Genomic DNA, 13,936 nt, shown 5'->3' on the forward strand with positions numbered 1-13,936 from the left:
CTCATCTTCAGATCGCCGCGCAGCAGCGCGGGCCAGACCCCATTCATGGAGCCTCCGTGTCCCAGTACGACGATGTTTGGCTGGTGATCCCGGCCTACAACGAGGGCCAGGTGATCGCCGACGTTGTGGAGGGGGCGCGAAAGACGTTCCCGAACATCGTGGTGGTCGATGACGGCAGCGGCGACGACTCGGCCAAGCACATCATGGCGACGGGCGCGCACCTGGTGCGCCACCCGGTCAACCTCGGTCAGGGCGCCGCCCTCCAGACCGGCCTGGCCTACGCCCTGGCCCAGCCGGGCGCCAAGTACTTCGCCACCTTCGACGCGGACGGTCAGCACCAGACCGCCGACGTCGAGAAGATGGTCGCCCTGCTGCGGGAGGGCGACACGGACGTGGTCCTCGGCTCGCGCTTCATCGAGCAGAACGGGCAGGTGCCGTGGATCAAGCGGGTCGTCCTGCGCACCGCGGCGACCGTCAGCCCGACCGCCCGCAAGCTCAAGCTGACCGACTCCCACAACGGCCTGCGGGTGCTGAACCGCGAGGCCGCCGGCCGGCTGCGGATCACCATGAACGGCATGGCACACGCGTCGGAGATCGTCAGCTTCCTCGCCGGCTCGGACCTCCGGGTCGCCGAGCTCCCGGTGGACATCCTGTACACCGACTACTCACGCGCCAAGGGTCAGTCCCTGATCAACGGCGTCAACATCATCTTCGACATCTCGCTGCGGGAGCGTAGCCGCCGATGAAATTCTTCTGGATCCAGCTGGTTCTCATTCTCGGCTCGGTCACTCTCGCCTACATGTTCATCCGGCGTTGGGACCGTGCCAACACCCGCGCCTGGAAGCGCATCGCGTTCTCGGTCTTCGTGGTCGTGAACATCTACGCGGTGCTGCGTCCCACCGACGTGACCTGGCTGGCCCACCAGCTCGGCGTCGGCCGCGGCACCGACCTGGTGCTGTACGGGATGGTGCTGGCGATGGGCTTCCTGACCCTGAACACCTTCCTGCGCTTCCGCTCGCTGGAGAAGAAGCTCACCGATCTGGCGCGCACCGTGGCGATCAACGAGGGCGCCCGCCTGAACGAGGAGCGCTTCGACCTGGACCTGCCGGTCTCGGCGCCGGTCGACCGCAGCAAGGCCTGATCCCGTGGCGACCTTCGAGTTCATGCTGCCGTACTACGGCGACGTGGCGCTGATGCAGGCCGCCGTGCGGAGCATCCTCGCGCAGACCGACCCGGACTTCCGGCTGACGGTCATAGACGACGGCAAGGAGCCGGACGTCCCGGGCTGGTTCGCCACGCTCGGCGACGACCGGGTGGGCTACCTGCGCAACGAGCAGAACCTCGGCATCACCAAGAACTTCCAGAAGTGCGTGGAGCTGTCCAAGGCCGACCACGTGGTCATCATGGGCTGCGACGACCTGCTGCACCCGCACTACCTGGAGACCGTCCGGTCGATCGTCAAGGCCAACCCGGACCTGGGCATGGTGCAGCCGGGCGTCGAGGTCATCGACGGCAACGGCGAGGTCAGCCGTTCCGGCCTGGCGGACAACGTCAAGGAGAAGATCTACGCGCCGACCGTCAAGGGCCGGCGGCTGATGGGCGGCGAGGAGCTGGCCGCGAGCGTGCTGCGCGGCAACTGGCTCTACTTCCCGTCGATCTGCTGGCGGGGCGAGGCGCTGCGCGCGGTCAACTTCCGTGACGAGTACTCGGTGATCCAGGACCTGGCCCTGGTCGTCGACCTGCTGGAGCGCGGCGAGCAGATGATGGTGGACAACACCACCGTCGTCTTCCAGTACCGCCGGCACGCCGTCAGCGAGTCCTCGGTGCAGGCCTTCTCCGGCACCCGGTTCACCGAGGCGGAGCGGTACTTCAACGCGGTGGCCGAGCGGATGGACGCCCGCGGCTGGCCGAAGGCCGCCCGGGCGGCCCGGTTCCGCAGCGCCTCCCGGCTGCACGCGCTGACCATGCTGCCGGGTGCGCTGAAGCGCGGCCAGCGGGGCGGCGCCAAGGTCCTGGTCCGCCACGCGCTGACCGGCGGAGAGCGGCACTGACCGTTCGTAGGTCCTGATACGGCACTGGGCCGGTAGTCCGAACTCGGACTACCGGCCCAGTGCCGTTCGCGGGCGCCTCGCCACGGGTTACCAGGGCGCGCCCTGGGGGCCGAGCGGGTCGGGCTGCCGCGGCGGGTACGGGTTGACCTTCGGGCACGCGAGCTTGCCGGTGTCGGGCACCGGCTCCAGCAGGTTGCTGATGTCCGTCGGCTGGTCGCACTGGCCGTTGGGCGCGTAGCGCGAGCAGTGCCCCTTGGTGTCGGCGGTGCTCTGCGCGATCCACGCCAGCGCCCCCGGGCCCCAGTGCGGGTCGGGCATGTACTTGCTGGCGGTGGCGGAGCCGGCCATGCCGAAGAGCAGGCCCAGCGAGCAGATGGCGCCGATGGCCACACCGCGCGGGTTGAGGCGCAGCGGGAGCCGGCGTCCGGTCTCCGCGGCGGTCTCGGCGGTGGGGGCCGCCGGGGCGCCCTGGCGGCGGCGGACGATCAGGTAGCACGCCAGCCCGACGAGGACCAGCAGGCAGTAGAGCAGCTGCGCGCTGGTGCGCGGGTAGAGCATGACGGCCTGGTCGCGCTCCATGTGGGAGGCGTACCAGTAGCGCATCAGCAGGGCGCTCGCCGTGCACGCGGCGGCGGTCAGCACGGTGGCCCGGCCGATCCCGAGGGCCAGCGCCACGCCCAGGCCGACCAGCAGGAGGATCGTGAAGAGGCCGACCCCGCCGATCTCGCCGGGGACCGGCCAGGTGCTCTGGCCGTCGGTGCCGGGGAGGTCGTCGCGCCACATCGCGAAGTAGGTGGGCTCGGTGTAGGTGTCGAAGTAGCAGTAGCGGTCGACGGTGCTGCCGGCGGACCCGAGCAGCCGGACCAGGTAGAAGCCGGCGACGACCAGGAAGACCCCGGCGGCGGCGCCGATCGCGCACAGGGCGTTGAGCAGGCCGGGGGTACCGCCGGTGCGGCGGGCGCGCAGCAGCAGCACCAGGGTGAGCACCACCACTCCGGCCGCGGACCACACGAACCAGCCGGAGTAGAGGAGGAACAGCAGCCCGATCCCGAGGCCGAGCACGGCGCCGCGGACGGCGGCGGTGCGGCGCGGGAGGTCCGGGGCGCGCTGGAGGAGCTGCATCAGCTTCGCCACCACCGGGAGGAAGGCGACGAGCACGAAGGTGGTGTACGGCTTGTACGGCTGCGCCATCGGCAGGGCGGCGGTGACGCCGATCCCGAGCGCCCAGAGCGGGGGCAGCAGCAGGCGCCAGGACAGGTAGGCGAGCGGGCCCAGCAGCGCGGTGAACGCCAGGTCGGCGAGCTTGAGCGCGTAGCCCACCTGGCCGTGGGTGAGGTGCTCGGCGATGAAGGCGACGATGTGCGGGAACAGCGGCGGGTAGGCGCCGTCGAGGGACTTGCCGTCCATCAGGGCGCCGACCCAGGCCTGGAGGCTGCCGGAGTCGCCGTGCTGGGCGTACAGCGGCCAGTTGGTGTCGCGCAGCGCGAGCGAGATGCCGGCGGCCAGGACGCCGGAGGACAGGCCCGCGATCGCGGCGGCGGCGAACCGCACCGGGAGGTCCGCCCAGCGGCGCATCGCCGGCACCAGGACCAGGACGACGAGGCCGACGAGCAGCAGGAGCCGGAGCTGGAGCGCGGCGAGGCCGCTGACCTGGCCGATCCTCGACATGGGGTTCAGGTGGACGGTCCATGCCAGACCGGTCATGAAGAGCGCCGCCGTGGCCGCGGTCAGGATCTCCGCGGCCCAGAGGACGGCGGGGAGGCGAAGAGCGGCTGCCCGTCTCCTCTGGCTGGGCGGTATGCCCTGATGCCTGCCCGAGGCGGGGGCGGGCTGGACGCTCGTCGTCACTGTTCGGTCCTTCTGCTTCCCGCAGCACGTGGACGCGGGGGCGGTGTGTGGTTTCGGTGGCCGGACACCGCGATTCTGCCAGCACCTCGATCGGGGGATCGTCGCGGGCTGAACCACCGTTCCCGGGCGGGTCGTTGTCGTCCAGGGGCGAGGAGTGCGTTGGCTCCGGCCGATCACCGCGTGGCACACTGCCGATGCGCTTCGACGCGTGGTGGCAGGACCCGTGGCACGCCGTCCGGAACCGGTCATGACGAGGTCGTCAACTCATACAAGTAGGGAAGTGTCTCGGTGCAGCCGCTGATCGACTCTGCCCACACGTCCGACGGGCCGCGCCGGGGTGAGGGCGGCGACGGGAGCGCGTCCGGCACCCCGGCCCCGGTCGTGCCGGTCCGGCTGCGGGCGCTCGCCGCCCACCGCTGGTTCTGGCCGGCGGCCCTGCTGCTCGGGTACGGCGCGCAGGTGGCGTTCCGCCTGGTGCTGTCGATCCACAACTACTTCCCGTCGGTGCACGCCGACGAGGACTCGTACCTGGTGATAGCGCGGGTGCTGGCCGGCCGGCCGACCACCGAGATGCCGGTCGGCGTGGTGATCCCGGGCGGTTACCCGCTGCTGATCTCGCCGGCGCTGCGGATCGCCGACAACCCGGCCACCGCGTACCACCTGGTGATGGGCATCAACGCGGTGCTCAACGCGCTGGTGTTCCCGCTGGCCGTGGTGGCGGCGCGCCGGCTGGGCCTGTCCCGGCCGCAGGCGTACCTGGTGGGCACCGCCGTGGCGCTGGTGCCGCCGGTGGTCTTCTACTCCCAGTTCGTCATGTCGGACACCGTGCTGCCGGTGCTCCTGCTGGCCTGGGTGCTCGCGATGCACGGCTGGCTCTCGCCCGGCACGGCGCGCCGCCGCGCGCTGTACGCGGCGGGGATGGGCCTGGCGGCCGGCTACACGATGGCCACCCACGACCGGGGCGGCGTGGTCGTGGCGCTGACGGCGCTGGTGCTGGTCGTGGTGCTGGTCCTCGGCTGGGCGCCGCGGCTCGCCTCGCTGGCCGGTGTCGGCGCGCTCGGGGTGTCGTACCTGGGCGCGAAGCTGCTGGCCGGCTTCGTCGAGAGCCAGTTCAAGGACGTGCCGCCGAGCGACGTCGGCAACAAGGTCTTCGAGAACCTCGAGGACAGCAAGTACATCGGCACGATCGTCGCCCGCACGTTCGGGCAGCTGTGGTACTTCATGACCTCCACGTACGGCTTCGGGGCGATCGCCCTCGTGCTGTGCGTGGTGGTGGTGTTCCGGCGCCGGTACTCGGTGGCCGAGCGGGTGGTGGCCTTCACCCTGGTGGCGATGCTGTTCGGCACCGCGCTGGCCTCGGCGGCCGGCCTGGCGGACAACGACCGGACCGACAACTGGGTGTACGCCCGGTACTGCGCGGTGCTGGTGCCGCTGTTCCTGGTGGTCGGCCTGACCGCGCTGTTCCGGGCCGGGGTCCGTGCGCTGCTGTGGATGGCGCTGGTCGGCACGGTGGTGATCGGTGTCATCCAGGTGTCGGTCGGCGCGTACGCGGGTGCCGCGCTGAAGCTCTGGATCAGCCCGTGGACGGTGCCGGACGCGATGTTCCTGGCCTCGACCTGGGACGGCCTGCACATGATCCGGACGAGCTTCGGCGCGCTGGCGGTGCTGGCCGCCTGCCTGCTGCTGCGGGTGGCCGGCGGGCGCCGGGTGGTCGCCGCGGTGGTGGCCTGCCTGACGCTGTTCGCGGCCTACTCGACGATCGCCATCACCGACAACGTCTCCGAGCCGCACGCCAAGTTCCGCAAGTACCAGGCGGTCGGCGTGGCCAAGGAGGCGGGCCTGCGCAAGGGCGACAACGTGGTCCTGGACTGGGACCTCGACTGGGACACCCGGATGGCGATGGCCTACGAGGTCTACTGGGGACGGGTCTGGACGGACGACGTCAAGGGCGGCAACACCCCGCCGGAGAAGGCCACCGCGTTCCTGGCGGCCACCGGCAAGGACGCCCCGCCGGAGGCCAGCTGGCCGAATCCGAAGCCCGGCTGGCACGTCGCGAAGTACAACAAGGACCGCGGCTGGGTGCTCTGGCGCAAGGACTGACCAGGGCGTTCACCCCATCGGGGCCGGTGAGGAGCGCCTCACCGGCCCCGATTGGCATCCGGGCTGCTCCATGTGGCAGTATGTCCAAGTTGCTCGGTTGAGTGCCGATGCTGCGCGCCTCCCGCCGGGAGGACTGGAAGCGAGTCCCATGTACTCGTCGTTCCCGTGATGGCCGTCAAGCGTGAGTTCTACGCCACGGCAGCTGCGGGGCGAAAGTACGGGAATCTTCCGGGAAGCGTGAGCGGGGCCTCGACCCGGCGCCCCCAACCCCGAAAGTTTGAAACCGACGAAGTAATTCGTTGGTTTTTTGCAAGCGCGAGTGCGACACGCCCGAGCGCGGGGGTCGGAGGGTTGTCGTGCAGTGACTAAGGACAAAGGACTACTGAGTAGCCATGGCGGGACAGAAGATCCGCATCCGGCTCAAGGCCTACGACCACGAGGTCATCGACTCTTCGGCGAAGAAGATCGTCGAGACGGTGATCCGTACTGGTGCGCAGGTCGCGGGCCCGGTGCCGCTGCCCACTGAGAAGAACGTGTACTGCGTCATCCGCTCGCCGCACAAGTACAAGGACTCGCGCGAGCACTTCGAGATGCGTACTCACAAGCGTCTGATCGACATCCTCGACCCCACGCCGAAGACGGTTGACTCGCTCATGCGTCTCGACCTGCCGGCCGGCGTCGACATCGAGATCAAGCTCTGAGAGGCGCACCGAAGATGGCTAAGCAGATTAAGGGCATCCTGGGCGAGAAGCTCGGCATGACCCAGGTCTGGGACGAGAACAACCGGGTTGTCCCGGTGACCGTCGTCAAGGCTGGGCCCAATGTCGTGACCCAGGTCCACACCGCCGACAGCCCGGCCGGCTACGACGCCGTCCAGATCGGCTTCGGCGAGATCGACCCCCGCAAGGTGAACAAGCCCCTCGCGGGTCACTTCGCCAAGGCCGGTGTCACCCCGCGCCGCCACCTGGTCGAGCTGCGTACCTCGGACGCGTCCGAGTACACCCTGGGCCAGGAGATCACCGCCGAGCTGTTCGAGGCGGGTGTCAAGGTCGACGTGACCGGCACCTCCAAGGGCAAGGGCTTCGCCGGTGTCATGAAGCGCCACAACTTCCGGGGCCTCGGCGCCGGTCACGGCGTGCAGCGCAAGCACCGTTCGCCCGGTTCCATCGGTGGCTGCGCCACCCCGGGCCGCGTGTTCAAGGGCCTGAAGATGGCCGGCCGGATGGGTCACGAGCGTGTGACCACCCAGAACCTGACCGTGCACGCGGTTGACGCGGAGAAGGGTCTGCTCCTGATCAAGGGTGCGATCCCGGGCCCGAACGGCGGCCTCGTCCTCGTCCGCACCGCGGCGAAGGGGCTGTGAAGGATATGAGCACCATTGACATCCTGTCGCCCTCGGGTGACAAGACCGGCAGCCTCGAGCTGCCGGCCGAGATCTTCGACGCGAAGGTCAGCGTTCCGCTGATGCACCAGGTCGTCGTGGCGCAGCTCGCTGCGGCCCGTCAGGGCACCCACAAGACCAAGACTCGTGGCGAGGTCCGCGGCGGCGGCAAGAAGCCGTACCGCCAGAAGGGCACCGGCCGCGCCCGTCAGGGCTCGACCCGTGCGCCGCAGTTCGCCGGCGGTGGCGTCGTGCACGGTCCCGTGCCGCGCGACTACTCGCAGCGGACCCCGAAGAAGATGATCGCCGCCGCTCTGCGCGGTGCGCTCACCGACCGGGCCCGCCACAACCGCATCCACGTCGTCACCGACGTGGTCGCGGCCGAGGTGCCGTCGACCAAGGCCGCCAAGGGCCTGTTCGGCAAGATCACCGAGCGCAAGAACGTCCTCCTGGTCGTCGAGCGCGAGGACGAGCTGGGCCTGAAGTCCGCTCGGAACCTGCCGCACGTGCACATCCTGGACGCCGGTCAGCTGAACACCTACGACGTGCTCGTCTCCGACGATGTGGTCTTCACCCAGGCCGCCTTCGAGCGTTTCGTGGCCGGTCCGGCCGCGTCCGCCAAGGCCGTTGCCGCTGAGGGCGAGCTCGAAGGGAGCGCCGCCTGATGAGCGACGTTACGAGCAAGACGTTCACGGACCCCCGTGACGTCCTGGTGAAGCCGGTCATCTCCGAGAAGAGCTACAGCCTTCTCGACGAGAACAAGTACACGTTCATCGTGTCGCCGGGCGCCAACAAGACCCAGATCAAGCAGGCCGTCGAGGCGGTCTTCTCGGTCAAGGTCGAGGCTGTCAACACGATCAACCGTCAGGGCAAGCGCAAGCGCTCCAAGACGGGCTTTGGCAAGCGCAAGGACACCAAGCGCGCCATCGTGACGCTGGCCGAGGGCAACCGCATCGACATCTTCGGTGGTCCGGTCTCCTAACGGAGATCGTGATCGTCGATAAGGACGAGGACGAGAGAGCCAAATGGGCATCCGCAAGTACAAGCCGACTACGCCGGGCCGTCGTGGCTCCAGCGTGGCCGACTTCGTAGAGATCACGCGGTCCACGCCGGAGAAGTCGCTGGTTCGCCCCCTGCACAGCAAGGGCGGCCGTAACAACGCCGGTCGGATCACCGTTCGCCACCAGGGTGGCGGTCACAAGCGCGCCTACCGCGTGATCGACTTCCGTCGTCACGACAAGGACGGCGTGCCGGCCAAGGTCGCGCACATCGAGTACGACCCGAACCGCACCGCGCGCATCGCGCTCCTGCACTACGCGGACGGCGAGAAGCGCTACATCATCGCGCCGCGCGGCATCGCGCAGGGTGACCGGATCGAGAACGGCGCTGGCGCCGACATCAAGCCGGGCAACAACCTGCCGCTGCGCAACATCCCGGTCGGTACCACCATCCACGCGGTGGAGCTGCGTCCCGGTGGCGGTGCCAAGCTGGCCCGCTCCGCCGGCTCCGGCATCCAGCTGCTGGCGCGTGAGGGCAAGATGGCGCACCTGCGCATGCCCTCCGGCGAGATCCGCCTGGTGGACGCGCGCTGCCGCGCGACCGTCGGCGAGGTCGGCAACGCCGAGCAGTCGAACATCAACTGGGGCAAGGCCGGCCGTATGCGCTGGAAGGGCGTTCGCCCGACCGTGCGTGGTGTGGCCATGAACCCGATCGACCACCCGCACGGTGGTGGTGAGGGTAAGACCTCCGGTGGTCGCCACCCGGTCTCGCCGTGGGGCCAGAAGGAGGGTCGTACCCGTCGCCCGAAGAAGGCGTCGGACGCTCTCATCGTGCGCCGCCGCAAGACCAACAAGAAGCGCTAGGAGCAGGTCAGATGCCGCGCAGTCTCAAGAAGGGCCCCTTCATCGACGGCCACCTTCTCAAGAAGGTGGACGCGCAGAACGAGGCGGGTACCCAGAACGTCATCAAGACCTGGTCCCGTCGCTCCGTGATCTTCCCGGCCATGCTCGGCCACACGATCGCGGTTCACGATGGTCGCAAGCACGTCCCGGTGTTCGTCACCGAGTCGATGGTCGGCCACAAGCTGGGCGAGTTCGCTCCGACCCGCACCTTCCGCGGCCACGTCAAGGACGACCGCAAGTCGAAGCGTCGCTAGTCGCCTGAGCTTCACCGCCAGAACGACTCAATGACTTACTCCATTAAGGGGACAACCATGGAAGCCAGGGCCCAGGCGCGGTACATCCGCGTCACGCCCATGAAGGCCCGCCGCGTGGTGGACCTCATCCGTGGCCTGCCGGCCACGGAGGCCCAGGCCGTCCTGCGTTTCGCTCCGCAGGCCGCCACCGTGCCGGTCGGCAAGGTGCTCGACAGCGCCATTGCCAACGCCGCGCACAACTACAACCACTCCAACGTGGACGACCTCGTCATCAGCGAGGCGTACGTTGACGAGGGTCCGACCCTGAAGCGGTTCCGTCCGCGTGCCCAGGGCCGCGCCTACCGGATCCGCAAGCGGACCAGCCACATCACCGTGGTCGTCAGCAGCAAGGAAGGGACCCGGTAATGGGCCAGAAGGTTAACCCGCACGGGTTCCGCCTCGGCATCAGCACGGACTTCAAGTCCCGCTGGTACGCCGACAAGCTGTACAAGGACTACGTCAAGGAAGACGTTGCCATTCGTCGCATGATGACGAAGGGCATGGAGCGCGCCGGCATCTCGAAGGTTGAGATCGAGCGCACCCGCGACCGCGTCCGCGTCGACATCCACACCGCTCGCCCCGGCATCGTCATCGGTCGCCGTGGCACCGAGGCCGACCGCATCCGCGGCGACCTCGAGAAGCTGACCGGCAAGCAGGTCCAGCTGAACATCCTCGAGGTCAAGAACCCCGAGCTGGACGCCCAGCTCGTGGCTCAGGGCGTCGCGGAGCAGCTGTCCTCGCGCGTCTCCTTCCGCCGTGCCATGCGCAAGTCGATGCAGGGCACCATGAAGTCCGGCGCCAAGGGCATCAAGGTCCAGTGCTCCGGTCGTCTCGGCGGCGCCGAGATGAGCCGTTCGGAGTTCTACCGCGAGGGTCGCGTGCCGCTGCACACCCTGCGTGCGAACGTCGACTACGGCTTCTTCGAGGCCAAGACCACCTTCGGCCGCATCGGCGTGAAGGTCTGGATCTACAAGGGCGACGTCAAGAACATCGCCGAGGTCCGCGCTGAGAACGCCGCTGCGCGCTCGGGCAACCGCCCGGCCCGTCCCGAGGGTGGTCGTCCCGCCCGCGGTGGCGACCGCCGTGGTGGCGAGCGCGGTGGCCGTGGCCGTCGTCCCGCCGCTGCCGAGGCCCCCGCGGCCGCGGCCGCCGAGGCGCCGGCTGCCGAGAACACCGGAACGGAGGCCTGACCCCAATGCTGATCCCCCGTCGGGTCAAGCACCGCAAGCAGCACCACCCCAAGCGCCGTGGCGCTGCCAAGGGTGGCACCGAGCTCGCGTTCGGCGAGTACGGCATCCAGGCCGTCACCCCGGCCTACGTGACGAACCGGCAGATCGAGTCCGCTCGTATCGCCGTCACCCGTCACATCAAGCGTGGCGGCAAGGTCTGGATCAACATCTACCCGGACCGTCCGCTCACCAAGAAGCCGGCCGAGACCCGCATGGGTTCCGGTAAGGGTTCGCCCGAGTGGTGGATCGCGAACGTGCACCCGGGTCGGGTCATGTTCGAGCTGTCGTACCCCAACGAGAAGGTGGCTCGTGAGGCGCTGACCCGCGCAGCTCACAAGCTCCCGATGAAGTGCCGGATCATCCGGCGCGAGGCAGGTGAGAGCTGATGTCGGCCGGCACCAAGGCTGCTGACCTCCGCGAGCTGGACAACGAGGGTCTCGTTGCCAAGCTCCGTGAGGCCAAGGAGGAGCTGTTCAACCTCCGCTTCCAGGCGGCGACCGGGCAGCTCGACAACCACGGACGGCTGAAGCTCGTCCGCAAGGACATCGCGCGGATCTACACCCTGATGCGCGAGCGCGAGCTGGGCATCGAGACGGTGGAGAACGCCTGATGACTGAGAACACCAACGAGACGCGCGGTTTCCGCAAGACCCGTGAGGGTCTCGTCGTCAGCGACAAGATGGACAAGACCGTCGTCGTCGCCGTCGAGGACCGCGTCAAGCACGCTCTGTACGGCAAGGTCATCCGCCGTACGAACAAGCTGAAGGCGCACGACGAGGCGAACGCCTGCGGCATCGGCGACCGGGTCCTCCTCGCGGAGACCCGCCCGCTGTCCGCGACGAAGCGCTGGCGCGTCGTCGAGATCCTCGAGAAGGCCAAGTAACGAAGCCGATGTGGTACGGCCGTATGTGCAGCGGGTCCCTGCGGGACGCCGGTGTGAGCAGCGGCCGGCCCGTCAGCTCTCGTTGACGATCAGGAGAAAGCTGTGATCCAGCAGGAGTCGCGACTGCGTGTCGCCGACAACACGGGCGCGAAGGAAATCCTTTGCATCCGCGTTCTCGGTGGCTCCGGTCGTCGCTACGCCGGTATCGGGGACGTCATCGTCGCGACCGTCAAGGACGCGATCCCCGGCGGTTCGGTGAAGAAGGGTGACGTCGTCAAGTGCGTCGTCGTCCGTACCGTGAAGTCGCGTCGTCGTCCGGATGGCTCGTACATCCGCTTCGACGAGAACGCCGCGGTTGTTCTGAAGAACACCGATGGTGACCCCCGTGGCACCCGCATCTTCGGCCCGGTGGGCCGCGAGCTGCGTGACAAGAAGTTCATGAAGATCATCTCGCTTGCGCCGGAGGTGCTCTAACTCATGGCGAACAGCATGAAGATCAAGAAGGGTGACCTGGTTCAGGTCATCACCGGCAAGGACCGCGGCAAGCAGGGCAAGGTCATCCAGGCCATGCCCGCCGAGAACAAGGTCCTGGTCGAGGGTGTGAACCGGGTCAAGAAGCACACCAAGCCGGGCCCGGGCACTCAGGGTGGCATTGTCACCGTCGAGGCCCCGGTGCACGTCTCCAACGTCCAGCTGGTCGTGGAGAAGGACGGCAAGAAGGTCGTCACCCGCGTTGGCTACCGCTTCGATGACGAGGGCAACAAGATCCGCGTTGCCAAGCGAACCGGTGAGGACATCTGATGTCTGAGACGACTGTTGAGAAGGTGACCCCCCGTCTCAAGGAGCGTTACAACTCCGAGATCAAGGGTCAGCTGCAGGAGCAGTTCTCGTACGAGAACGTCATGCTGACGCCCGGCCTGGTCAAGGTCGTCGTCAACATGGGTGTCGGCGAGGCCGCCCGTGACAGCAAGCTGATCGAGGGCGCGATCCGCGACCTGACCGCGATCACCGGTCAGAAGCCGGCCGTGACCAAGGCTCGCAAGTCCATCGCGCAGTTCAAGCTGCGCGAGGGCCAGCCGATCGGCACGCACGTCACCCTCCGCGGTGACCGCATGTGGGAGTTCCTGGACCGTCTGGTTTCGCTGGCCCTGCCGCGAATCCGTGACTTCCGCGGCCTCTCCCCGAAGCAGTTCGACGGCCGTGGCAACTACACCTTCGGTCTGACCGAGCAGGTTATGTTCCACGAGATCGACCAGGACAAGGTCGACCGTCAGCGCGGTATGGACATCACCGTCGTGACCACCGCTCAGACCGACGACGAGGGCCGGGCGCTCCTGCGCGCTCTGGGCTTCCCGTTCAAGGAGGCGTGAGCCAATGGCGAAGAAGTCCCTCATCGCGAAGGCCGAGCGGAAGCCGAAGTTCGGCGTCCGGGCCTACACCCGGTGCCAGCGCTGCGGCCGTCCGCACTCGGTGTACCGCAAGTTCGGCCTCTGCCGTGTCTGCCTCCGTGAGATGGCGCACCGCGGCGAGCTGCCGGGCGTGACCAAGAGCTCCTGGTAATCAAGGCGCTTTAGGCACACAGCGAAGCAGAGGTGCCCGATCCCACACCGGCCCGTTTTGGGCCTGCCGTACGGAGTCCCGTAAGGTAGTGGGGTCGGGCCCCCTGCCACGGCTTCCCCATGGATGTCCGTGGCCCTCTCAAGGGAGGGCTCGCACCCAGTCTTACGACGTCGCAGGTCCCCTGCGCTTGTGCCCCTGACGAACTCGGAAGAGTGCGTAAGGGGGACCTGGCGCGGAGAAACCGCGGCGAGAGAGGCCTGAGGCCATCATGACCATGACCGACCCCATCGCAGACATGCTCACGCGTCTGCGTAACGCGAACTCGGCGTACCACGACACCGTGGCGATGCCGGCCAGCAAGATCAAGGCGCACGTCGCCGAGATCCTGCAGCAGGAGGGGTACATCTCCTCCTACAAGGTTGAGGAGCCCGTCGAGGGCGAGGTCGGCAAGAAGCTGACCATCGAGCTCAAGTTCGGCCCCAACCGTGAGCGCTCCATCGCCGGCATCAAGCGCATCAGCAAGCCGGGTCTGCGTGTTTACGCAAAGTCCACCAACCTGCCGAAGGTTCTCGGCGGCCTGGGCGTGGCGATCATCTCCACGTCCTCCGGCCTCCTGACCGACAAGCAGGCCGCCAAGAAGGGCGTAGGCGGAGAAGTTCTCGCCTACGTCTGGTAATTCGGGAAACGGAGG

At 68.2% G+C, this 13,936-nt stretch carries 21 protein-coding genes; 20 read left to right on the plus strand and 1 reads right to left on the minus strand.

The features are described 5' to 3' along the window. The first annotated feature begins 56 nt into the window (after positions 1 to 56). The 3 genes from ACFVVA_RS06520 to ACFVVA_RS06530 are packed head-to-tail and all read left to right on the plus strand — an operon-like array spanning position 57 to position 2,051. Positions 57 to 746 (plus strand): glycosyltransferase family 2 protein, encoded by a 690-nt coding sequence (locus ACFVVA_RS06520; RefSeq protein WP_387686287.1) that lies wholly within the window; start codon positions 57 to 59, stop codon positions 744 to 746. Further along, positions 743 to 1,141: a DUF2304 domain-containing protein gene (locus ACFVVA_RS06525; protein WP_359897514.1), complete on the plus strand. Its 399-nt coding sequence runs from the start codon at positions 743 to 745 to the stop codon at positions 1,139 to 1,141. Before ACFVVA_RS06520 ends, ACFVVA_RS06525 begins: the two co-directional genes overlap by 4 nt. A gap of 4 nt (positions 1,142 to 1,145) precedes the next feature. Then, positions 1,146 to 2,051: a glycosyltransferase family 2 protein gene (locus tag ACFVVA_RS06530; protein ID WP_387686290.1), complete on the plus strand. Its 906-nt coding sequence runs from the start codon at positions 1,146 to 1,148 to the stop codon at positions 2,049 to 2,051. An 87-nt stretch (positions 2,052 to 2,138) separates the two neighbouring features. Here ACFVVA_RS06530 and ACFVVA_RS06535 read toward each other — a convergent pair whose 3' ends face one another. After that, positions 2,139 to 3,899 carry a hypothetical protein gene (locus ACFVVA_RS06535; RefSeq protein WP_387686293.1) on the minus strand — a complete coding sequence of 587 codons (1,761 nt, stop codon included), beginning with the start codon at positions 3,897 to 3,899 and terminating at the stop codon, positions 2,139 to 2,141. Between the two features lie 288 nt (positions 3,900 to 4,187). Here ACFVVA_RS06535 and ACFVVA_RS06540 point away from each other — a divergent pair, with 288 nt between their 5' ends. The 17 genes from ACFVVA_RS06540 to rpsH all read left to right on the plus strand — a co-directional run bounded on the left by ACFVVA_RS06540 (position 4,188) and on the right by rpsH (position 13,921). Beyond that, positions 4,188 to 5,999, plus strand: coding sequence for a hypothetical protein (locus ACFVVA_RS06540; protein ID WP_387686295.1), 1,812 nt, complete (start codon positions 4,188 to 4,190; stop codon positions 5,997 to 5,999). A 392-nt stretch (positions 6,000 to 6,391) separates the two neighbouring features. Next, a complete protein-coding gene (gene rpsJ, locus ACFVVA_RS06545) occupies positions 6,392 to 6,700 on the plus strand; it encodes a 30S ribosomal protein S10 (protein ID WP_012785157.1) in 309 nt (102 codons plus the stop codon). 14 nt (positions 6,701 to 6,714) lie between these two features. Then, positions 6,715 to 7,362, plus strand: a complete 648-nt coding sequence (rplC, locus tag ACFVVA_RS06550) for a 50S ribosomal protein L3 (protein WP_189916064.1) — start codon at positions 6,715 to 6,717, stop codon at positions 7,360 to 7,362. 5 nt (positions 7,363 to 7,367) lie between these two features. After that, complete coding sequence (rplD, locus tag ACFVVA_RS06555; RefSeq protein ID WP_359897509.1) at positions 7,368 to 8,045, plus strand: 50S ribosomal protein L4; 678 nt, start codon at positions 7,368 to 7,370, stop codon at positions 8,043 to 8,045. After that, positions 8,045 to 8,362, plus strand: a complete 318-nt coding sequence (gene rplW / locus ACFVVA_RS06560; protein WP_030280768.1) for a 50S ribosomal protein L23 — start codon at positions 8,045 to 8,047, stop codon at positions 8,360 to 8,362. The genes rplD and rplW overlap by 1 nt, the downstream gene beginning before the upstream one ends. Positions 8,363 to 8,405: 43 nt before the next feature. Next, a complete protein-coding gene (gene rplB, locus ACFVVA_RS06565) occupies positions 8,406 to 9,242 on the plus strand; it encodes a 50S ribosomal protein L2 (RefSeq protein WP_320440637.1) in 837 nt (278 codons plus the stop codon). Positions 9,243 to 9,253: 11 nt separating this feature from the next. Then, positions 9,254 to 9,535 (plus strand): 30S ribosomal protein S19, encoded by a 282-nt coding sequence (gene rpsS, locus ACFVVA_RS06570; RefSeq protein ID WP_030055821.1) that lies wholly within the window; start codon positions 9,254 to 9,256, stop codon positions 9,533 to 9,535. Positions 9,536 to 9,592: 57 nt separating this feature from the next. Next, complete coding sequence (gene rplV, locus ACFVVA_RS06575) at positions 9,593 to 9,940, plus strand: 50S ribosomal protein L22 (protein WP_030055822.1); 348 nt, start codon at positions 9,593 to 9,595, stop codon at positions 9,938 to 9,940. Next, entirely contained in the window at positions 9,940 to 10,764 is an 825-nt protein-coding gene (gene rpsC / locus ACFVVA_RS06580) for a 30S ribosomal protein S3 (RefSeq protein ID WP_359820416.1), read from the plus strand. Before rplV ends, rpsC begins: the two co-directional genes overlap by 1 nt. 5 nt (positions 10,765 to 10,769) lie before the next feature. Next, on the plus strand, positions 10,770 to 11,189 hold the full coding sequence (rplP, locus tag ACFVVA_RS06585) for a 50S ribosomal protein L16 (RefSeq protein ID WP_030055824.1): 420 nt from the start codon (positions 10,770 to 10,772) through the stop codon (positions 11,187 to 11,189). After that, positions 11,189 to 11,413, plus strand: a complete 225-nt coding sequence (gene rpmC, locus ACFVVA_RS06590) for a 50S ribosomal protein L29 (protein ID WP_063348970.1) — start codon at positions 11,189 to 11,191, stop codon at positions 11,411 to 11,413. Before rplP ends, rpmC begins: the two co-directional genes overlap by 1 nt. After that, entirely contained in the window at positions 11,413 to 11,685 is a 273-nt protein-coding gene (gene rpsQ, locus ACFVVA_RS06595) for a 30S ribosomal protein S17 (RefSeq protein WP_030055826.1), read from the plus strand. Before rpmC ends, rpsQ begins: the two co-directional genes overlap by 1 nt. A gap of 102 nt (positions 11,686 to 11,787) precedes the next feature. Beyond that, on the plus strand, positions 11,788 to 12,159 hold the full coding sequence (rplN, locus tag ACFVVA_RS06600; protein WP_030393301.1) for a 50S ribosomal protein L14: 372 nt from the start codon (positions 11,788 to 11,790) through the stop codon (positions 12,157 to 12,159). 15 nt (positions 12,160 to 12,174) lie between these two features. Further along, on the plus strand, positions 12,175 to 12,486 hold the full coding sequence (gene rplX, locus ACFVVA_RS06605; protein WP_030055828.1) for a 50S ribosomal protein L24: 312 nt from the start codon (positions 12,175 to 12,177) through the stop codon (positions 12,484 to 12,486). Further along, positions 12,486 to 13,055, plus strand: coding sequence for a 50S ribosomal protein L5 (gene rplE / locus ACFVVA_RS06610; RefSeq protein ID WP_030393302.1), 570 nt, complete (start codon positions 12,486 to 12,488; stop codon positions 13,053 to 13,055). Before rplX ends, rplE begins: the two co-directional genes overlap by 1 nt. A gap of 4 nt (positions 13,056 to 13,059) precedes the next feature. Then, positions 13,060 to 13,245 carry a type Z 30S ribosomal protein S14 gene (locus ACFVVA_RS06615; RefSeq protein WP_030393303.1) on the plus strand — a complete coding sequence of 62 codons (186 nt, stop codon included), beginning with the start codon at positions 13,060 to 13,062 and terminating at the stop codon, positions 13,243 to 13,245. Between the two features lie 268 nt (positions 13,246 to 13,513). Further along, positions 13,514 to 13,921, plus strand: a complete 408-nt coding sequence (gene rpsH / locus ACFVVA_RS06620; protein ID WP_033824224.1) for a 30S ribosomal protein S8 — start codon at positions 13,514 to 13,516, stop codon at positions 13,919 to 13,921. Positions 13,922 to 13,936 lie beyond the last annotated feature (15 nt).

Source organism: Kitasatospora sp. NPDC058048 (assembly GCF_042885555.1).
Classification (GTDB): Bacteria; Actinomycetota; Actinomycetes; order Streptomycetales; family Streptomycetaceae; genus Kitasatospora; species Kitasatospora lactacystinica.